The organism is Pseudarthrobacter sp. NIBRBAC000502771 (assembly GCF_006517215.1).
GTDB lineage: Bacteria > Actinomycetota > Actinomycetes > Actinomycetales > Micrococcaceae > Arthrobacter > Arthrobacter niigatensis.
In genome coordinates this window covers 3,495,177-3,514,138 of the sequence record NZ_CP041187.1, presented here as the reverse complement: position 1 = coordinate 3,514,138, position 18,962 = coordinate 3,495,177, and the positions used below count along the sequence as shown (strand labels likewise).

Genomic DNA, 18,962 nt, shown 5'->3' with positions numbered 1-18,962 from the left:
GTCATGCTGTCTCGCTGATGGACCGCGGTGCCTGCTATAGCCGCGAACTGCCCTTCCATTCGTCCGGTTCCACCCGCTTGATGCTCGAAGAGTGGGCCCACCCCATGTGGTACTTGCCGGAGGCATCCAGCCATTCGATGAGACCGTACTTGTGGGTCCAGCCAACGGCCTTGCCATAGATTCCGCCTACATACACTAACGGCCGGGCATACTTCGGGAAGTCCCGAATAGGCGCCGGATCATCTATCGGACGGGTGGACTCAGCGTCCATCCGGGCCATCATGCGCTCGAGGTCTTCTGGCGAGCCGGACTTGATCACGCAAACAACTATAGAACATATGTTCGAATAAGGGTTTCGGGACCAAACCAGCGGCAGGAGCTTCAGGTATTCCGTGCCCTCACAACGGATGGCGTTACAGGAGCCGCCCCGCGCCCTTCGGCAGGAGCCCAGGCCAAACAATCGACCGCCTGAATGAAGTACGTGTCCGGCCATGGCGCGCCAGGCATAACCTGGGATGGGTCCGGGGAGATGAGCAGAACCGATCCGGGCCAGATCGGTTCCGGAAGCGACTCCAGCCAGGCCCGCTGAGTGTGGTTGAAGCGATTCCACCGGATTGTGACCCAGGAGCCTGTGGGTTGTACTGCATCAACGCTGACCAGCGTTACCTCCGCTGTTGTGCCGCCGAGCGCTTTGGCGTTGCTGAAGGATCTCCACTGTTCCGTCGCCTGTTCCAGCCAGGCGCGCCGTTGTGTAGTCCGTCGCCACCATTGCCATCCAGTAAGTAGTGCAGCAGCGAACAGCGTGGCGCCGCCTACTAACTTTGCGGAGAAGGGAACGCCGGCGGAGGGAAGGAGAACCAGAGAGAGGGCAGCCGCGGATAGAACAACCGCGCTGGCCAGTACCAACCCGGCTGTCGCAACTCTCGGTTTCACCGCTGGGTTCACGACCAATGTTTTGCCTCTACATCAGCTTAGATCTACCAGCCCGAACTCGTAAGGACGACCTGCCCCGATCGACGCATATCAAATGTGCTGATCTCGGGCTGAGGGGCGGGCTGACAGCTGCCGGCGCTCTCAATTGCTTCCTGAAGTCTTTCCCGCTGGCCCAGCTGTTCCCATTCGTAGTTCGCCGGGGGAGCTCCCAATGGCAGGTGAGAATCGTAGATTCCCCATCTGTCCCTGAACAGGGCAACATCGCGAATCAGCCCGCCCAAGAATTCTGTCGCACCCACGGCGGCAGTCAGCTCGTCCTTCCACGGAGCACCCTGCGTCAGGGCAGCCCAGGTGACGGATTCCATCCTTTGCCGGATGCGTTCGCGGACCTGGACGATCATGTCTGCCAACCCGGGTCCAAGTACCGGGAACGATTCGCGCAAAGGGTCTGTCGCCGTCGTCGGTGTTCCTTTTGTGTAGCGACGAAGCCACGCGCTAAGGAGGGCCATCGGGTCGTGCACTGAATGGCTGCCCTGCACGGTCCGCTCCATGACGCGCTCTGCGCCGTGACGGCCGACCGCTGTAGCTTTTCGCCAGGCGGCAACTGCAGCGCCCCACGACGGTGACGCGCTTAGTTCTTGCACTGCGAGCGGGGCACGCTTTCCCAGACAACGTCTGAGGTCCTCACCGGCGGCAATCTGCGCGAGGTATTCGTACTCGGCATACAGCCGTTCAAGGTTGTCCGCCTTCCTGCTCTCTGCTTCGCGGACCTCGTGGGCAGTCCGCTCGGCACCCTCTGCGGCCAATATCTCACCGAGAATGCTGCGCCACGACAGCTGCAGCGAGGGGTCGACGGCTTGGTGTTCTGAGTCGTCGCCCTCGCTGACATATGCTGCGTTCCCGGACCGGCCGCGCGTCATGCTCACGTAGAGCAGCTCGCGGGTCAACCGTCCTGGGGTGACCACTGTGTGCCCGGTATCGACCGTAAGCCCTTGGGATCGGTGAGCGGTAGTCGCGTAGCCGAGCTCAACGGACGTCTCAAGATAGGCCCGGGGGAGTACGACGCTCGCCCCAGTCTCCCGCCGTACTGCGAGAACTGACCCGTCGTGCCTGTTGACCGCTCTGACGTCGAACAGCGTCCCGTTTCGGACAAATTCGCCTTCGCTGTCGATGTGCCGGCGATTGTTGCCGCGGGCGATGATGGTGTCACCGGAACCGGCCTGCAAGCCGTCGGCGAGTTGAGCTGCCAGCTCTGCATCCACAACGCCCTGGGCCACCAGGTCTGCTCGGGCCCGCTCGTTGAGCATGCTGACCGTCTCGTTGTCTGCGGCAATCAGGATGGACGACTTACCAGCGCGCCTGTCGGCCCGCCACGCAAGATACGCCTCGTCCAGCATGCTTAGGTAAGAGCCGTGGCGGATCCGCCGATGCTGCTCGTAGTCCTCGATCGCCGAGTAGTCTCCTGCCCGCAGCTTGAGGGACGAGGCGCGCTCCCACTCGTCGTGGAATCGCCAAATAGTGCTGAGGCGGGTGGTGAGTCCCTGGCGGTCCAGCCAGCCGAGGACGCCGCCGGCGTCGATTGCGTCCAACTGGCCTGGGTCTCCTACCAGGAGAATTTTCGCGCCGGCTTCCATTGCTTGTTGCACAAGTGCAGCAAGCTGAAAGGTGGACACCATAGACGCTTCGTCAACGATGACGAGCTGAGTCGGGTGGAAGCACCAGCGCTGTTGGGTTGCGGCTAGTCGGGCAGCTTCCTGGGCGAATACGGTGCTCCGGCGGTCGCTGTACTTGGACGAACTCAAGAGTTCCTCAATGTGGAAGAAGCGGTCAGCCCGTGTGGCCGCCCCGTGTCCCAGCGACTCGTGCAGCCATTTGGTAACGTTCTCGGTGACCATGCGAAGTTCCGTGCCCAGCACCTCCGCGCTCGCGGCAGCCGGGGCCAGCCCGACGACACTGCCCGCTCCGTGCTCTGCCTCCCAAACTGCCTTCACCGCACTCAACGTGGTGGTTTTTCCCGTTCCCGCCGGGCCGACGATGGCGTCCAGCCGGTTTCTGCTAAGGACGACGTCCGCAACTGCCGCGCGCTGATCGGCATGTAGCCTCGGCACTTGCACACGGCGGCCGCTGTCCAGCGAGTCCATGACGACTGATGGGCGGACAGCCGGTCCGCCGTGGTCCTTCCTTGCTGTCATGATGGCGTCCTCGCAAGCGAGTGTTGAAGCGTCGGTGTAGAGGCGTGACCCATGGAAGTCGAAAACGCTCCGCTGGTTGAGCTGCAGGTCCGGGCCAGCGTTCGGTGGAAGGGAGTAGCGGTACTCGTTCAGGGGAACTGATTGTTGTTCGGCAGCGGTGGCGACTGCATCTATCAAAGCGGCCCGGTCTGATGAGGTGCTGCAGCGGATTTGGGCGCAGACTCTCTCCGCTTCTGCAAGTAGGTTCCAGCGGTTCCAGGTGGAGCGTTTTCCGGCAACCCGTTCCCTGGCGATGGTCGCGACAGCGGAGGTCCAGTCGGGAGTGAAGTCCAGGAAGGTAAAAGGGGCGACGCGGGAGCGGTTGATGGTGTGGGCGAGGACGTCAGATGGCTGAAAACCTTTGGCAATTGCTCGAGCCTGCCATTGCTCAGAGAGCTGGTGCAGTGGTGTGGGACTCTCGGGCTTCGGGGCGCGAGTGGAAAGGGTTGCCTGCTGGCGGAGTTTGATGGTAGTCGTAGCCGAGGGAGTCTGGCAGTGATCCTTGGTCCACGCTGCCACAAGACGATCAGTTTCCAAGTCGATGAGGCGGGAGCGATTGGAGAATTCGCGGATGAGTTCTTCATCGATCCCGGTGAGCTGTTGGCTGGGGTTGTGCGTTGTGGTGAGGGGAGCGCGGATCTCGGGGTCGCACCCAAGGTCCCGTTGGAGGGCGTCGAACAGCAGGCCGTTGTAGTGTTCGCTCGCCGCAACGGCTGCTTTGTACAGAGCTCGCGAGTCGAGGGTAACCCAGGCTCCGTCGGTGACCCGTTGTGTGCGGTTGGCGATAACAAGGTGGGTGTGGAGCTGCGGATCCCCGGTTCGTGACTCCCAATGGTCGAACGCGGCGGCAACAGCTCCTTGCGTGCCGATATGGGCGACTCCGTTACGGCCGGCCCTTGTATGGATGACGTTCTTTTCCAGCCACGCAAGGGTCGCCTCGACCGCTTCGTGGTGGGTTCGCAGGATCTGCTGCTGCTTGCTGTGCGGGCTCAGCGCCCAGAGTACGGACACCGACTTTGGCACGCTGAACGTCAGGTCGAAGCCGACGACCGCATGCCGTTGGGCTGATTGGCCGGGCTGGTTCTCGACAGCGGCAGATTGGGCGTGTGGCCTGCCCAGGGGAGTGCCGGTCTGCGGATGCACCGCCATGTCAAATACCGCTCTTGCGTCGGTTTCCGTGACGGCGTCACCCAGCGACTTACTGATGCCGTTTAGTCCGCCGCCAATCCAACGCCCCTGGGGTGTGCCCGCCTTCATGTAGTACGTGGTGGGGTCCGGGGGAGAACCGGATAAGTCATCCATCATCGTCGTCTTGAACAGGTAGCGCAGACCCGACCGGGCAGACAGACGTGCGATAGACATGGTCACAGTCGAGGTGCCCCTGCCTGATGTTTGCCTGGATCCCATCCCCGCCGGCGGAGGATGTCCAAGGTTCGGACGTCAAGAGCCACTCCCTTGGCACGGGAGATTGAGACAAGCAAGGCCGCGGTGTGGGCCAGGTCCTGCACATTAGTCCGTTGAGCTCGTTTAAGGCGGGCGACCTCCGACTGGAGGAGGTTGATGCTCAGCCGCTGTTCCGAACTCTCGGCTTCGAGCCGGTCGATCTCTGCGGCTTGAGAGCGGAGCTTGGACTGAACCACTTGGCGTTGGCGCTCGCAGGATATCCTCTCGGACTCCAGACGACGCTTCGTAGCCTGCAACTGCGCTTTGAGGTGCGGCGAGCTCAAAGTTGTTGCCGGCACTGTAGAAGGTCGAATTGTGGCTCGGTGGCGACGACTCCGGTGCCTGTTCGCACAACGTTGGGAGCAGAACCGGTGGCTCCTCCGCGTCGCTTCGAAAGTGGTATGGCACTCTTCGCAATTCTTCTGGTTCACGTTGATTCATCAGCGAAGCGCAGCGGGGCAACATGACTGGCCGTGACAGCATCTAACGCTGGCGCCTTGGATGCCAGAGGTGTGAGGGCTGGATTCTAACGAGGAAGGTGGGGCGTGGAGCGGCTCTCGAGTAAGAGCTCGGCGCGTTCGACTACCGACAAGTGGTGTTCGTTGAGGCGCTCGCGGGCTAGGGGACTCGCCAATTCACAGTCTAGGATTTCGACTAGATGCCGGTGAAGGTGGGCTTCCGCGTGGCGGGAGAAGAACACGAGCAAAGCGGGGCGGTGGTCCTGCAGGACCAGCTCTCGCTGGCAACTTGTAACGTCATTCCAAATTGGCTTGATCTGCATGAGAAGTAGCCTTGCCCGCAGCGCGAAGATGCCCTGCCGGAGGCGTCCCGCCACGCGGGGGAGAAGTAGTCCAAGACTGACCAGGAGCACAGCAGCCGTCTCTCCGATCCAGTAGAAGCCTGTCAGTGCGGCAGCTGTTTGACTGTCGGCGCCTTCAGCTGCAATCACAGCGCCGTAGATCAGCCGGTCCAGCAGGACAAGTGCGAAGAGGACGCATCCCCCTGCGATGAGGGAAAAAGCCGACCGGAAGGCCGGTGCGTGCATGTGCGGGACGTTGCTGCGGCAGACCCGGGCTATGTCAAGGCAGACCCACATGATGAAAGCGGAGCCTGTCCAGAGGAAGACTGCCATCCCGGGCTGGTCAGCGTAGGTCAGCGGCAAGTTGGGATCGGTGCCATCCACGCGGCTGGCGAGAAACCCGGCCGTCACTGTGGTGCACACGGCGGCAGCAGCGAATCTGCCCAAGACGAGCTGCCGCCGTCGTACTTCTGTATCTGTAACCGCTGCCAGCAGAATCGCCGTGCGAAACTGCCAGAACCCCAGGAGCAAGGACAAGAGGGTAACCAGGCCGACGCGGTTGTGTCCGCCAAGTAATGGATCGACGGTGTAGTAGACCGCTGGGACATAAAGGGTACAGGCGATCGCAGCGAGGATAGTGGCGCGGAAGACGCTTCCACGGTGAGCATCGAGCGCTGTTGGAAGCCTGAGAACGGTCAGGACCCAGAGTGCGGCGGCAGGGACCGCTTCCATCAGCCGAATACTTGTCGAAATGCCAAGGGCTCGGGCATGGCATCGACGTCGCTGTTGATGATCCGAGTAGCGAGTTGGTCGGCCAAGACTTCAGCCATGAGTTCTGCGCCGTCTGTGTAGCTGCTGCGTCCGAGCACGCGGAGTACGTCCTGGCTTAGGTCAGGCAGGAAGGTCGCGGCAAGGTCTGCGCTAGTTTCTTCGAGGTCATGACAGAGAATCATGTGGCTGAACTCGTGAAGGACGATCTGCTGCCGGTGCCAGGCCGACTTCACGGGGGCATGCAACACGATGTCCCGGTCCGCGCAGATTAGCCACACGCCGCAGAGTTCCGATCCGGATAGGCCGGGTAGTTCGTCGACAATGATGGGGCGGCTTCTTTGCCGTTCCAGTTTGTCCTGAATGAGCTGGAGTGTTGGCGCCTTGGGCAACCCAAAGCCTTTCTCGGCCTTGCGGGCTACTTTTCGAGCTTCACGATAGTTCATTGCTTTGGAAGGTTGACGGGTCAGGGACCTTGACGGGGCCGATTTGATCGAGCGAGTAGCCGCCCGGGTACAAAGACGAGCCGGCCTTTCCTGGCGTGAAATGAGGCTTTCGCTGCAACGGCAGCCGGCGGTGGAGGGCGTTGCGGACTGCCAGAATAATTTCCAGGGTGGCTCGGGAGCCTCGGCCGCTGCGGGGGAGCCCGAGGGCGCCAACGAGCCGGTCATCAGCGAGCATTACACTGATCATTCTTGCAGCGAAGGGTCGTAGAGGAAGCGGCAGACGGCTCTGAAAGACCTGAACTGTCGCGTCCATCAGCTTTTGGCCTTCAATCGATGCAGAGACATGGGTTGCCTCGTATTGGTCGAAGAAACGCTCCGCTTCGGCATAGGTCTCCGGCATACCCTGTACGTTCATCCGGGATCCCAACTCTGCGAAAAAACGGGCTGCAGCGGTTAGCTCTGCTCCTGTGGGCGGGCGCCACCCATGCTGCTGGGCCCAGCGAACCGGGACGACCAGCAGGGTCAGAAGGACGTAGAGGTAATCGTCCGCGCTGCCGGGGACGTTGCGGTGAGCGCGATTGAGCAGGGCGACCATGTGCTCTCCCCGGTCGCTATCGAGGCCGCTTGCGATGAGCTCGTAAATGACGATTGCAGTGTCGTAAGAGCGCTTCATGGGACGCTCCAGGATTTCGCCGTTCCGGTAGAGAGTGGCCGCTATGCGCGGGATAGCAAAATTCCGGTAGTACGAGAGGAAGAAGCCAAGTTCAATGTCTGCCGCCAGATCGTAGAGGACCATGGTGCGGAAGGTGGTTTCCCAGTCGTTCGAGGAAGGGCTCTCCTGGCGCCGGAGGCTGTCAGCGAGGGTGGGATGAATCTTCATCGTGGCCCCCGTTCATAGTGCTTGCTACTGCACACTCGAACTGTGGGCTGCGAAGGCTCCCCAGCTCGGCTAACTTGCTTACATCCTAGAACTGTTGTCCTCAGCTGGCTAGGTGAATGTAGACGGGTCTACGCAGGTTTCTTGGTGCGGTTGTTGGCCAGTTCTCGCTGCAAGCCCTTTTCCCCCTGGCGCATCATCAGGGCATGTGCTGCTACGAAGGCCGGAGCGGCAACCGGTGTCAGTACGTTCATCCAGCGTTGGGTAGGCCGCACGCGCCACTCTATGTCCATACGGGTCGTCTTGCCCTGTTCTTGGGGGACAAGGGTTACTCGGCCCGTGCCCTGCAAGTGACCGCCGGCGTCGAACTCTATCTCACGAGGCGCGGAGACCTTTGTAGGGTGGATGGTGATGGTGAGCGTGTAACCCAGGAACGCCTTGAAGTTCAGGTGGGCCGTGGTGGCCTTCAGGATTTCCTCCGTGGCTTCGCTCGCGGCTTCGGTTCGCTCCAAGGGCGCAGCGAAGGTGCAGTGCGGCCACCAATTGGGCCAACTCATATCGGTGTCTGCAATGACGGCCCACACCTCTTCGGGCGAGGCGGGGAACTGCCAGGTGGAGTTGAGGTTGAAGAGGCGAGACTTCATATGAATATCTTGGCATCAACTCCAGCGCGCCCTGCTCCACCGACTTCGCGAGGCAAGCAAGGAAGGCATTTTCGACGTCTCCGGCCTCGTTGAGCATTACTCTGTGCTTCGGGCTGGTTGTCAGGTAGGACTCTAAGACTCAACAGTTGGCATGTGCAGGAACAGCCTTTCGAACCCTATTCTGACGCGCTTTTCGCCGCTGCCCGACGTCAGGTTGGGGTGTACTCCAAAGCGAGTCGTCGTTAATGGAGAAGACGTAAAGACCGGCATTACCCCCGATTATGACCAACCCGGAGCTTACTCCTTCCAGCACACGCGATGCTGACGCTGCCGCCAGACTCGGTGTTCTTCTCTACCGAGTACGATCCGGTTCTCGTCGGCCAAGAGTTCGCCGAGCACGCGGTAGGTTTCGCCGAACGCATGGAGCCGGATGCTCCGGGCTTCCACCGCACTCAAACGGTCTATTATGTTTGGGTTGCCAAGGGGCAGGTTGTACTTGAGACGGACACCGGGGAAGTGACTTTGGACGAGAACGACGTCGTGGTGCAGCACGGCACCAGGCACGCCTGGCGGAATCCCAGAGACAACTCCGCAACCCTGAGTGTCGTCCTCGTGGGCGTTGAGGCCTAAACTCGCTGCCAGGGTTCCCTGCGCAGAATCGGCGCAGACAGGGGAGGAGTGCGTCACATTCGATTCGATTCCCCTCGTGGCGTCTGGCGACCTGGATGTTTTGTGCTGCAGACCCTTGGCACCGTGCTCCACTTCGAGGCTGATTTTTTTGGGCCTCTGCGAGCGTCCGGCAGCCGCGGCCGACGATGGCTGAGTGATCGGCGAAGATATCTTTATCGCCGTCGTCGGGAGAGATAAACCCGAAGCCCTTTTCGGCGCTGAACCACGTGATCGTACCTGAAGCTATGCTGCTCCGTTCCTTCTCGCGTGGGTGCCTTCGGTTGGGACCCGGGGAGTGTGGGTCGTATGCCGGGTGTCGAGCGCGATGGTGCTTCCGAGTATCACGAGCGACAGGGACACGGATGCGATGGCGTCCGTGAGCCAGTGGTAGCCAAGGTAAAGCCTGCTGAGTGTGACAAGGCTGATCCCGAGGACAGCGACCAGGCAAATCGCGGACGTGAGGAGGGGTGTTTTCCGCCGTGACAGGACCAGGAACGCAGTAACCAGCAGGAAATCGCAGGCGCCGAGGACGTGGCCGGAGGGAAAGGAGTAGCTGCCGTCCGGGCCGAGCAACATGGCCTGAGCCGGTGGGCGCGGTCGTTGCACGATCGGCAGGATGATCTGGGAAATGACGACGCCGGCCAGCATCGCCCCGGCCAGCATCAGAGGCCGCCAGGCATTTCGGGCGATGAGCGCCCAGGTAAGGGTGACGACAAGAACAACAATGGGCATGGCGACAGGTCCGAAGACGAAGGCAACGGGAGCCATCACGGTGGTGAATACCGGGGCGCGGAGGGTCAGCAGCCAGTTACGTACAGGCTCGTCCGCCCCGGCCAGCCATGTGTCCTGAACGACGCTGGCCGTGGTGAGGGCGAAAAGGGCCGTCCCGACCAGGGCCAGGAGCAACGCGCTGATGTAGAGCCTGCGTTGTACTTTCAGGCTGACAACCCGTTGTACCCCCATCCAATGGTGGTGGCCTGAGTTCTGTCCCCGCGCTGGTTCGTGCCCTGCTGCCATCGTTTGAGTCCTCTTCTCTGATAGGGCACAGGCGGTCAGTAGGTGCCGGGAGCGGCCTGCCGGGATTGTATGGCGTCGGCCCGAGTCAGCATGCTTCGCCGTTCTGTGCTTGAGTAGTCGGCTGCGCTGATCGCTATGTTCAGCCGGTCCAAGTGATCAAGGATCGCTTCCCGGTTCCGGCCATAGGGGTCGCACCAGGTGAGCTCATCAAGGAGTTCAAGGAGGCGGTTCGCTACCGCCGGGTCTGTGGCACCGTAGTGCCGGGGCTGGTTCATCGCCAGGTCCAGGAGTTCCCGGAGCGTGGGAAGGGTCAGCACCAGGCGGATGCGTCCGTCATCGTCGGTAAGGTGCTTGGGTCCGGGGTTTCTGGCGGCAAGCCGGCACAGGAGTGCAGAGAGGTGCCCCATGACGTGCACTGCTGTGGTGGGGTCGTTGATGCCCGGTGACAGCGCCCGGACGGCGACGTCGACCAGCTGCCGGAATCCGTATGCGACATCCTGTGTGTTGGTCCGCTCAAAGTCGGTGGTGACGGCGGCGTTGGTCCCGTGCCCCAGCTTCTCTGAGATCTCTGAGGTGAAAGTCGCACCAGGTTCTATAGGCCAGGCTGTAGCGAATGGAACGCCGTCGACCAGTGAGCCGCCCGGTCCCTGATCGATTCTTAGGACTGCATGGCAATCCTTCGCCAGTTGGAGGAGCGCGTCTTCGTTAACTGATGTCAGGAAGCCCGAGGACCTGGATTTGATGGGGAGGCTGTCGGGTGGGGCGCCGGGACTGACTCCTCTGGTGGGGCGGTCCTTGGGAAAGACGCGGTCGATGGTTTCCTCGGTTTCGGTGTGGACTCGGCACATCATGGTTTCCACCCGGATTTCCCTGGTGAGGTGTGCCAGGAAGAGCACAAGGCCAACAACGCTGGCGATGGCCATTACGAGTGCGACAGTGACCGAAATTTCGGGGACGAACGCTGTGTTTCCATTCGCACCGTCCCGCACACTGCGCAGAACTGTCAGGGCAAAGGTAAACGCGGCCAGAAAAAGGGCGAGTGTCCCGTGGACGAAGCGATCGGAAGCAAAAGTGCGCAACAAGCGGGGGGAAAATTGGCTGCTGGCCAGCTGCAGCGTGACGACAGTCAGTGAGAACGTCAGCGATGTGACCGTGATGAGCGAGCCAGAGATCGCCTGCAGGACGGCCCTTGCCGCGTCAGGACCGCCGCTGAACAGGATCACCGAGACGCTGTCCGGCAAATGACGATCGACAGTGGAGTCGATCGCCGGCAAGCCGATACCCAGCCCTACCGCCAAGGCAACTGCAAACGCCGGAAGCGGCCACAGGCGGGCCCTTACCTCATCTAGCCAGTACACGCCCCGCCCATTCAGCGCCACTGCTGCCTCCACGCTGGGGGTACGTTTGTCATGATGCTCCTTTCACAGATGGCCAGGACCAGTCTGGCCACGGTAGGACCTGCACCACTGCCGACTGTGGCAGGAACCATAAGCCTACTGTTTTCGGCGCTTCTTATGGCTGCTGTTGTCGGGACGTTCCCTCAGCAAAGGAGTACTGACGTATGTGGTTCGATACTTGGGCAGATGTCCTTCGTGTCCTGATCATCGGCACCGTTTCATATGTGGCTCTAGTGCTGGCACTCCGGGTTTCGGGTAAGAGAACCCTTGGACAGCTGAATGCCTTCGATTTCGTCGTTACCGTCGCCATAGGGTCCACCCTTGCGACGATCCTGCTCAGCTCGGACGTCTCGTTCCTCGAAGGCATGGCGGCCCTGGTGCTCCTCGTAGGCCTCCAATTCATCGTGGCTTGGGCCTCAACGCACATACCGGGAACCAGAGCAGCTGTCACATCGGGGCCCGCGGCTCTGGTGATTTCCGGGCAGCTTCAACATGCGGAGCTGCGGCGGAACAGGCTGACCGAATCTGAGGTTCTCCAGGCGGTCCGCGGTACTGGTTCCGGCGACCTGTCCGACATCGCGGCGGTCGTCCTCGAGACAAACGGAACCCTCAGTGTCATTCCGAAGAGCAAACTCGGCAACGGCACAGCCTTACGGGGGGTGCGCGGTTTTCCTGAGGATCAGGACCTGGACCACCTTGGGTAGGAGAATTCCCCGGCACGTTGAGTGAGGCGTAAGCGCCGGCTATTTTGCAACGGTCCGCAGGATCTGATGGGCGATGACTCTGTCGATTCCTGGTAACTGCGTTGCCCGGATGATCCAACGCCGCAGGAGGCGCCGGAAGCGGCTGGCCGGAAGGAATGAAGCAGCGGCTCGTCGCCCTGAAATTTGTGCGGCTTCTACCGTGGGCTTCCATCGCTGCTCGAAGCGCTCAAGAGAAGATGCGATGTCTTCAGCTGAGGCTGTCGCAAGCAGATTCGCCAGGAGCGCGGCACCCGCGACTGCCAGAGATCCGCCTTGCCCTGCCAACAGTGACACGGCGCCACTGGAATCTCCGACGAGAACTACGCGTCCTTTGTGCCATGTCGGCATGACAATCTGGGCGACGATGTCATCGTAGGGATCGTCAGGGCACAACTGGAGAACGCGCTGCACTGCTTCACCGGTGTCGGCAAATTCAATGCGGAGCCGATCACGAATGCGGGGCAAGCTGTCATCGCTGCTCGCACCAGTAGCGCCTGTGTCACGGTAGACCAGGAAAGCAGCAACCGAGTCCCCTCGAAGGCCGTATAGGCCGGCCATACGATCGATCGTGTCGGTCAGCACGAAACGGTTTCCGAAGGCTGCGTTCAGTTCAGCGTCCTGGACGATGAACGCTGCCGCACGCATTCCCAGCGGCCGAAGGTACTGCTTTTCAGGACCGAATAGTTGTGCCCGAATCTCTGAGTGGACGCCGTCGGCGCCGATGAGGAGGTCGGCAGCGATGGTCTCTGGGGGAGTTTTCTGGACCCGGACGTACGCGCCTTGGTCGTCGGTTCCCGCGCCGGTCACCTGTGCCCCGTAGCGGAGTTGGATCCTGCCGCTGGGAACGTCTTGGAGCAGCGCTTCCCGTGCCGCCTGCTCCATGTCTGGCCTAAGCAGGCTAAGGACCTTGCCGCCTGCCAGTCGGGAGAACCGTTCGTAGCTGATGCTGCAGGTAGGGCGTCCTTTCAGGTCAACGTAGTCAGCTGCGTCGATCCTGTATCCGACAGCTGCGAGGCGCGGGTAGAGGCCGATTTGTTCGGCTGCTTCCACCCCTGCGCCGAAGAAGTCCATCATGTATCCCTCAGGGCGGGGCGTGGATGATTTTTCGAGCACGAGGACATCCCAGCCGGCCAGCCCGAATTGCCGTGCGGCGACCAAGCCTGCGATGCCTGCTCCCACCACAATGACTTTCACGGCTGTTCCGTTGCCTCAGGCAGGTTCTCTCGTTGCTCAAAAGCAAAGCCGCAATCGCATTGGTAAGTAACTACAGGACCGTCCGGATTGGCCTGCGTACCTGATTCGTCCACGGCCGGTATCTCGCGCATGAGCTCACCGCAGTGCCTGTGGGAGACCAGCATCTTTCGTACGTCTGGATCGCTCGCGGAAGTGTCACGGTTTTTCATGGGCCTCACGATGCCTTCCAACCATTCGGGACGGACATGAACATGGGCGGGTGTAGCGCCGTTGCTTCCATCAGTTTTTTTCCTTCTAGAGTGGGTGACCGTTCCTTTGCAGCGTTCTCACGCAGCATCCAGTCCGGTCCGGGTCGTCTGGGCGAAGGATGAGCCGGTAAGAGGCCAAGACTTCCGTAGAGGGCGTTCCGACGCGCTTCGTTAGGTCAGCTTCCTCGTCCTCATAGATGGAGGCATCCGCCCAAGCGGGGCAGGCCCTACTCCTGACCCTCCTTTCCTTCTGTCTTGTCCAAGTCATTGCCCTGGGACTGTGGCGGCAGCCCTTTCACTAACTTTCCTGCCCCTTGCCGTTTCCGGAGTCAAAAGGAGTGGTGCCGGTCTCAAAGAGGACAGTGTCAAGGCGCTCCACCCCGCGGACATTGTCGAGGAGTTCGTGCTCCAGCGGTGCGCCGCGTTTGATCACGCTGATCTCACCTGTGGGCTCCAGGATCACGCAGGCAACCTCGCTCCGGTTCCTGATTCCGGCGAGTCGCAGCTTTGGCCACAACTCCTCTTCCACAAGGTGTGTTCGCTTCAGATTTGAGCGCAGAACTTCGTTGCCTGACATGAGGAGGATGGGCGGGTTGTTCAGCAGTTTCGAGGAACGGTTCCATCGCTGCAGCTGCCCTGCCAGCGCCTGCATAGCGAACAAGGTTGCCAAAGCAAGCAAGCCAGCGGTGAGGGTGGGGGTGTAGCCCAGCGCGGCGCGCCCTAGCACAGCACCCAGGGCTACGACCGTGGCGAGATCGGAACTGGACATCCGTGCCAAAGCCCGCTGCCCGAGCATCCGGACTAAGGCGACGAAGGCCAGGTAAATCCCGGCGGTGGACAGAATGACCAACACACCCTGCATGGGCGTTAGCGACAGGTCATCCCACATTGTCCACTCCCTCCTCACCGTCCCGGCGCGTGCCGGGAGTCGAAGCCGGACTACATCCCCAGCACCAGGTTCTCAGCGGCAGTAGGCTCTCCCGCAGCCTCGGCGAACAGCGCGAAGGCGGCCGCCACTCTATCCTGGTCGGACGGCGTCAGACGGGTCAGGACAGCTGCGATGTCGCGGCGCCGGGCCTCTGTAACTTCTTCAACAACCCGAAGCCCGTCTTTCGTCGGAGACACCAGCACCTCCCTGCGGCTTCCGGGGCTTTGCTCCCGGATGATCAGGCCGGCCGCCTCCATCCGGTCGGCTGTCCTGCTGAAACTCGACTGGTGGACTCCGAGCAGTTGTGCCAAGTCACCCATCCGCGCAGGGCCTCGAGAGGCCAGGAGCACCAGGACCCGGAACTGGGGGAGGGACACCGAATCGGGAATTCCCGCCAAGGAGCGGGCAACGATGCCCAGCAGGGCACGCGATGTTGTCAGCGTCTGCTCCAGCGCTTCACGTTCTCGCGCCTGCGCCGTATCCTTATTCATTGCACCCTGCCCAGCTCATATACCTCGGACCAGCGAGGTAACTTAATCAGATACATATTTTATCTCCCACCATATGTCGCGTCCAGCACATGCGTTCGGGGACCAGGGGCCGGTTCTGGTTTAGACCCGATCCACGAAGAAGGATCCGCCCACGGGTTTATATGAGTCCGCCGGGCTCTGGGTGCTTCTCCTGGGTTATTTAGGAGCGAGATCAGGTGAGGGCAAACCGAATACATTCTTAAGGGCAGAACGGGCGGCGTACCACCCGCATAGCCCGTGGACCGAGGGGCCGGGCGGTGTCGAGGATGAACAGAGGTAGACACCTTTTGCCGGTGTCTGCCAGGCGTCCGGGGAGATCACCGGGCGTTTGAGCAGTTGCAGCGGTGTAAGGGCCCCGGCAGAGAAGTCACCTCCGACGTAGTTGGGGTTGTATTTGCTGTACTGCTCAGCGGTGATCGAGTGGGTGGCGAGGATCGTGTCCCGGAAGTTCGGCGCGAACTCTTCGATCCTCCGGGTGATGGCTTCAGTCATGTCCGCTGTCGAACCTGCAGGGACGTGGGTGTAGGTCCACAGCACGTGCTGTCCGGCCGGCGCCCGGCTGCTGTCCAGGGTTGAAGGCTGGGAGGCCAGAACAAACGGCTGCTGAGGATGCCGCCCGGCGGCGACCTCGGCTTCTGCCCGGGATATGTCAGCCCTGGTCCCGCCCAGATGGACGGTGGGTGCGTTCATCAGGTCAGGGTTGGCCCAAGGCACCGGGCCGGAGAGCGCGAAATCGACCTTGCTGACGGCGTTGCCGTACCGGAACGAGGCAAGTTTGCGCAGGTAGCCGGTCGGCAGCTCGGCTCCCGCTACTTCCGCTAGTCCCGCTGCAGAAAGGTCCAGCAGGATGGCCTTCGGCCCGGAGGCGCCGCGGAACTCCTCCAGTCCAGTGACAGGGATGTTGAGGACAATGTCACCGCCATGTTCCAGGAGGTCATCTGCCATGGCGTTGGCGATTGATTGGGATCCGCCGACCGGTACCGGCCAGCCACGGGCGTGGGCGTGCGCGCCAAGAAGCGTTCCCATGCCGCTGGTAGCCAGGCCTGGCAGGGGGCCGATGCAGTGGCTGCCGACGCCCGTGATCATTGCCGGTGCGGTGTCCTCACGGAAGCGCGTATTCCACCACGGACCACCCTGTTCTACCGTCCGCGCAGCATAGAGGATGGCAGCAACCGGGTGCCGTGGGATGCGAAGCAGCTGGTGCATGGTGAGATCGGTGACGCCGTCGGCACGTTCAACGAGCGGCTGGAAGAGCCGGCGGTATTCTTCCCCGTCACGGCCCAAGCCCTCGGCAGTCCGTCCGAGACTGCGGTACGCGATTCCGGCCCTGAAGGCATCCACTGCATGCGCATAAGAGATGTCGGGCACGATGAGGTCAATCCGGTCCTCCAGGTCAAAGGCCTGAAAGAACGGACTCGCCAATGCCATGGGGTGGACAGCAGAGCAAACATCGTGCCGGAACCCCGGCAGCGTGAGTTCCGAGGTCCTTGTTCCGCCCCCGATCTTGCCTGCTGCCTCGATCAACTGAACTTTCAGCCCGGCGCGTGCCATCGTCACGGCAGCTGCCAGTCCGTTCGGCCCTGCGCCCACAACCACTGCATCCGGTCTCATCAAGAGCGTCCGTTTCCGCGTCCGGTCTGGCTCAAGTTAGCGGCTTCGGGACTGGGTAGAGGCGTGTCGCTGTGCCTTGAGCGGCCGTGTTGGAGTTGCAGGGCGCAGTGGATGAGGGGGAAGTGGCTGAAGGCCTGCGGGGTGTTGCCCAGTTGCCGCTGGTTTTTGGGGTCCCATTCTTCGCTGAGCAGACCGACGTCGTTCCTCAGGTCGAGGAGGCGTTCGAAGAGTGCTTCAGCCTCCTGCCGGCGGCCTATTCCCAGCAGCGCATCGACGAGCCAGAAGGAGCAGGCGAGGAAGACGCCTTCGGTTCCTGGTAACCCATCGTTGCTGGCTTGGGGGTGGTAGCGCAGGACGAAGCCGTCTTCGGTTAGGTGCTCTTGGATGGCGTCGACGGTTCCGATGACGCGGGGGTGGTCGTGGGGCAGGAATCCTACGCGGGGGATCAGCAGGAGGCTGGCGTCCAGCTCTTTGCTTCCGTAGGACTGGACGAATGTGTTGCGTTCGCTGTCGTAGCCATGGGTCATGACGTCTTTGTGGATGGTCGCCCGCAGGGCGGACCACCGCTTTTCGGGGCCGGGCAGGCCATATTGCTGGATTCCTTTGACCATGCGGTCAGCAGCGACCCACGCCATGACTTTGGAGTGGGTGTTGTGACGGCGGGGGCCACGCATTTCCCAGAGCCCGTTGTCGGGCCTGTCCCAGGCGCCTTCAAGGAATTCCATGAGCGCAACCTGGATGTCCCAGGAATCATCACTGCTGCCGTCACGGGAGGCGGCGCGGGTGAGGGATAGCCCGTCCAGAACCTCTCCCCACACGTCCAACTGCAGCTGTGGTGCCGCAGCGTTCCCTGTCCGGACAGGTTTGGAACCTTCGAATCCGGACAGCCATGGCAGTTCAATTTCGGGCAGGCGGCGGGTGCCGTCGATCCCGTACATGATTTGGAGCTGGGATGGGTCCCCAGCCACTGCCCGCAGCAGCCACTCGCGCCAGGCGGCCGCTTCGTCGACGTAGCCGGCGGCGAGCAGTGACTGCAGCGTCAGGGTCGCATCCCGCAGCCAGCAGAAGCGGTAATCCCAGTTCCTGGCACCTCCCGGGTCCTCCGGCAGGGAAGTGGTGGGGGCGGCCACGATCCCGCCCGTGGGCGAGTAGATGAGCCCTTTGAGGGTGATCAGTGACCGTTCGACGGCGTCCTTGTACTTTCCTTCCATCCTGCTGCGGCCCGTCCATTCCCGCCAGAAGTCCTCAGTGGTTTGCAGCGCCTTGGCGGCGTCGGTCTTCGGCGGCGTGGGACTGCTGCTGGGCAGCCAGCGGAGGACGAAAGGTACTTGATCACCAGCGCGGACGGTGAATTCGCTGACCGTTCGCATGTCCCGGCCTTTCAGGGGAGCTTCGGTGCTGAGGTAGGCGGCATCGGGGCCTGCGACCGCAGTGAGGCCATGGTCGCCTCGTCGCACCCACGGCACAATATGGCCATAGTCGAAGCGCAGGCAGAGCTCCCCGTACATCTGCACGCTGCCGCTGAGCCCTTCGACAATGCGGACCATGTCCGCGGCGTCATCGCGGATCGGCATGAAGTCGGTGACCCTGACGCTGCCGTCGGCGGTCTCCCAGTCGGTTTCGAGGATCAGGGTGCCCGCGCGGTACCGCCTCCGTGTGCATTTATGCGCGCCTGCCGGTGCCAGGAGCCATCGGCCGGCATTGGGTGTATCCAGCAGGGCCGCAAAGCAGGCAGGGGAGTCAAAGTTCGGCAGGCACAGCCAGTCAATCGATCCGCTGGTACTGATCAACGCTGCCGTGTGCAGGTCCCCGACAAGTGCATAATCACTGATCTCAGGCATCGTTTCCCTTCCTGTCGGCACCCTCGATGAGCTGGGACGGTTGCAAAGAGCGGGAGGCAGAGGTGCGGCCTGCCAGAAGGGCCACGGCCAGTGCCCCGAGGAAGGCAGCTGCAATCAGGACTGGACGGGACCAGCGGGGCTTTTCAGGTAAGCGGACCCGGTGCGCGCCCGTCCCGGTCGTGGTGACCTCACCCGGGGACAGCTCCCATTCGGACGGAGCCGGAAAAATCCCGGGTGGCAGTTTTTCCTCCCGGAGCTCCCGTCGGTGGGCGAGCCGCTCCCGGACTTCCGTGTTTGGGGCAGGTATCACATTGTCTGCTGCCAGTGCTGTTGGGTAGTCGATGATGTATGGCACGCCGTAGAAGGCCGAGGACGCGACCGATTCCAGCCAGGTGTCCGGCGGGGGCTGGACGCCATGGGCGGCGAAGGCCGAACGCAGCATGTCCTGGATATCGTCCAGTGCCCTGCCCTGTGCCTGTCGAGTGACGTCGAAGATGGACAGCTGGAGGTGCAGCTTCTCATCGGCCATTGGGTCCTTGGCTGCTGGGTCCTGTCCGGTGGGGTCGGTGGGCAGCGGTTCAGCGTCAGCAGGGTTCGCGGGGCCAGGATTGTTGGTCATGGAGCATCCTTTCAGTCGCAGTTA

The 18,962-nt window shown here is 62.0% G+C and carries 16 protein-coding genes and 1 pseudogene; 2 read left to right on the top strand and 15 right to left on the bottom strand.

The genetic code is table 11. The features are described 5' to 3' along the window. Positions 1 to 34: 34 nt before the first annotated feature. The 6 genes from NIBR502771_RS16395 to NIBR502771_RS16365 form a co-directional block, all read right to left on the bottom strand. Positions 35 to 319 (bottom strand): hypothetical protein, encoded by a 285-nt coding sequence (locus NIBR502771_RS16395; protein ID WP_141160681.1) that lies wholly within the window; start codon positions 317 to 319, stop codon positions 35 to 37. 658 nt (positions 320 to 977) lie between these two features. Beyond that, positions 978 to 4,526, bottom strand: a complete 3,549-nt coding sequence (gene mobF, locus NIBR502771_RS16390; protein WP_168225753.1) for a MobF family relaxase — start codon at positions 4,524 to 4,526, stop codon at positions 978 to 980. A 607-nt stretch (positions 4,527 to 5,133) separates the two neighbouring features. Then, on the bottom strand, positions 5,134 to 6,138 hold the full coding sequence (locus NIBR502771_RS16380) for a hypothetical protein (RefSeq protein WP_141160679.1): 1,005 nt from the start codon (positions 6,136 to 6,138) through the stop codon (positions 5,134 to 5,136). Continuing rightward, a complete protein-coding gene (locus NIBR502771_RS16375; RefSeq protein WP_141160678.1) occupies positions 6,138 to 6,620 on the bottom strand; it encodes a hypothetical protein in 483 nt (160 codons plus the stop codon). The genes NIBR502771_RS16380 and NIBR502771_RS16375 overlap by 1 nt, the downstream gene beginning before the upstream one ends. Beyond that, the gene (locus NIBR502771_RS16370) at positions 6,607 to 7,500 is read right to left on the bottom strand and encodes an oxygenase MpaB family protein (protein ID WP_246839705.1); all 894 of its coding nucleotides are present in this window, start codon (positions 7,498 to 7,500) and stop codon (positions 6,607 to 6,609) included. Before NIBR502771_RS16370 ends, NIBR502771_RS16375 begins: the two co-directional genes overlap by 14 nt. A 128-nt stretch (positions 7,501 to 7,628) precedes the next feature. Beyond that, entirely contained in the window at positions 7,629 to 8,141 is a 513-nt protein-coding gene (locus NIBR502771_RS16365) for an SRPBCC family protein (RefSeq protein WP_141160677.1), read from the bottom strand. A 318-nt stretch (positions 8,142 to 8,459) separates the two neighbouring features. Here NIBR502771_RS16365 and NIBR502771_RS21010 point away from each other — a divergent pair, with 318 nt between their 5' ends. Then, on the top strand, positions 8,460 to 8,771 hold the full coding sequence (locus tag NIBR502771_RS21010; protein WP_141160676.1) for a cupin domain-containing protein: 312 nt from the start codon (positions 8,460 to 8,462) through the stop codon (positions 8,769 to 8,771). A 151-nt stretch (positions 8,772 to 8,922) separates the two neighbouring features. Here NIBR502771_RS21010 and NIBR502771_RS21270 read toward each other — a convergent pair. The 3 genes and pseudogenes from NIBR502771_RS21270 to NIBR502771_RS16345 form a co-directional block, all read right to left on the bottom strand. After that, positions 8,923 to 9,006 (bottom strand): annotated as a pseudogene (locus tag NIBR502771_RS21270) (hypothetical protein); the annotation flags it as partial. A 47-nt stretch (positions 9,007 to 9,053) separates the two neighbouring features. Next, the gene (locus NIBR502771_RS16350) at positions 9,054 to 9,773 is read right to left on the bottom strand and encodes a phosphatase PAP2 family protein (protein ID WP_168225752.1); all 720 of its coding nucleotides are present in this window, start codon (positions 9,771 to 9,773) and stop codon (positions 9,054 to 9,056) included. A gap of 89 nt (positions 9,774 to 9,862) precedes the next feature. Further along, positions 9,863 to 11,185 (bottom strand): DUF2254 domain-containing protein, encoded by a 1,323-nt coding sequence (locus tag NIBR502771_RS16345; protein WP_371706657.1) that lies wholly within the window; start codon positions 11,183 to 11,185, stop codon positions 9,863 to 9,865. Positions 11,186 to 11,388: 203 nt separating this feature from the next. On the opposite strand from NIBR502771_RS16345, the gene NIBR502771_RS16340 reads away from it, so the two are divergent. Continuing rightward, a complete protein-coding gene (locus NIBR502771_RS16340) occupies positions 11,389 to 11,928 on the top strand; it encodes a DUF421 domain-containing protein (RefSeq protein ID WP_141160674.1) in 540 nt (179 codons plus the stop codon). A gap of 39 nt (positions 11,929 to 11,967) precedes the next feature. Here NIBR502771_RS16340 and NIBR502771_RS16335 read toward each other — a convergent pair whose 3' ends face one another. From NIBR502771_RS16335 to NIBR502771_RS16310, 6 genes are all read right to left on the bottom strand, one after another. Beyond that, positions 11,968 to 13,161: an FAD-dependent monooxygenase gene (locus NIBR502771_RS16335; RefSeq protein ID WP_141160673.1), complete on the bottom strand. Its 1,194-nt coding sequence runs from the start codon at positions 13,159 to 13,161 to the stop codon at positions 11,968 to 11,970. A gap of 546 nt (positions 13,162 to 13,707) precedes the next feature. Beyond that, positions 13,708 to 14,298, bottom strand: coding sequence for a DUF421 domain-containing protein (locus NIBR502771_RS16330; RefSeq protein ID WP_141160672.1), 591 nt, complete (start codon positions 14,296 to 14,298; stop codon positions 13,708 to 13,710). A 50-nt stretch (positions 14,299 to 14,348) separates the two neighbouring features. Next, a complete protein-coding gene (locus NIBR502771_RS16325; protein WP_141160671.1) occupies positions 14,349 to 14,828 on the bottom strand; it encodes a MarR family transcriptional regulator in 480 nt (159 codons plus the stop codon). Between the two features lie 195 nt (positions 14,829 to 15,023). Beyond that, positions 15,024 to 16,478 carry an NAD(P)/FAD-dependent oxidoreductase gene (locus NIBR502771_RS16320; RefSeq protein ID WP_210411245.1) on the bottom strand — a complete coding sequence of 485 codons (1,455 nt, stop codon included), beginning with the start codon at positions 16,476 to 16,478 and terminating at the stop codon, positions 15,024 to 15,026. Beyond that, the gene (locus NIBR502771_RS16315) at positions 16,478 to 18,319 is read right to left on the bottom strand and encodes a glycoside hydrolase family 15 protein (RefSeq protein WP_141160669.1); all 1,842 of its coding nucleotides are present in this window, start codon (positions 18,317 to 18,319) and stop codon (positions 16,478 to 16,480) included. The genes NIBR502771_RS16320 and NIBR502771_RS16315 overlap by 1 nt, the downstream gene beginning before the upstream one ends. Continuing rightward, a complete protein-coding gene (locus NIBR502771_RS16310) occupies positions 18,312 to 18,938 on the bottom strand; it encodes a hypothetical protein (protein WP_210411244.1) in 627 nt (208 codons plus the stop codon). Before NIBR502771_RS16310 ends, NIBR502771_RS16315 begins: the two co-directional genes overlap by 8 nt. Positions 18,939 to 18,962: the final 24 nt, after the last annotated feature.

What these genes read in the sequence shown, in the direction of transcription:
- NIBR502771_RS16310 (WP_210411244.1), bottom strand. Translation starts at nt 18,938, where the DNA reads ATGACCAACAATCCTGGCCCCGCGAACCCTGCTGACGCTGAACCGCTG.
- NIBR502771_RS16320 (WP_210411245.1), bottom strand. Translation starts at nt 16,478, where the DNA reads ATGAGACCGGATGCAGTGGTTGTGGGCGCAGGGCCGAACGGACTGGCA.
- NIBR502771_RS21010 (WP_141160676.1), top strand. Translation starts at nt 8,460, where the DNA reads ATGCTGACGCTGCCGCCAGACTCGGTGTTCTTCTCTACCGAGTACGAT.
- NIBR502771_RS16375 (WP_141160678.1), bottom strand. Translation starts at nt 6,620, where the DNA reads ATGAACTATCGTGAAGCTCGAAAAGTAGCCCGCAAGGCCGAGAAAGGC.
- mobF (WP_168225753.1), bottom strand. Translation starts at nt 4,526, where the DNA reads ATGTCTATCGCACGTCTGTCTGCCCGGTCGGGTCTGCGCTACCTGTTC.
- NIBR502771_RS16370 (WP_246839705.1), bottom strand. Translation starts at nt 7,500, where the DNA reads ATGAAGATTCATCCCACCCTCGCTGACAGCCTCCGGCGCCAGGAGAGC.
- NIBR502771_RS16330 (WP_141160672.1), bottom strand. Translation starts at nt 14,298, where the DNA reads ATGTGGGATGACCTGTCGCTAACGCCCATGCAGGGTGTGTTGGTCATT.
- NIBR502771_RS16350 (WP_168225752.1), bottom strand. Translation starts at nt 9,773, where the DNA reads ATGGGGGTACAACGGGTTGTCAGCCTGAAAGTACAACGCAGGCTCTAC.
- NIBR502771_RS16365 (WP_141160677.1), bottom strand. Translation starts at nt 8,141, where the DNA reads ATGAAGTCTCGCCTCTTCAACCTCAACTCCACCTGGCAGTTCCCCGCC.
- NIBR502771_RS16380 (WP_141160679.1), bottom strand. Translation starts at nt 6,138, where the DNA reads ATGGAAGCGGTCCCTGCCGCCGCACTCTGGGTCCTGACCGTTCTCAGG.
- NIBR502771_RS16325 (WP_141160671.1), bottom strand. Translation starts at nt 14,828, where the DNA reads ATGAATAAGGATACGGCGCAGGCGCGAGAACGTGAAGCGCTGGAGCAG.
- NIBR502771_RS16315 (WP_141160669.1), bottom strand. Translation starts at nt 18,319, where the DNA reads ATGCCTGAGATCAGTGATTATGCACTTGTCGGGGACCTGCACACGGCA.
- NIBR502771_RS16340 (WP_141160674.1), top strand. Translation starts at nt 11,389, where the DNA reads ATGTGGTTCGATACTTGGGCAGATGTCCTTCGTGTCCTGATCATCGGC.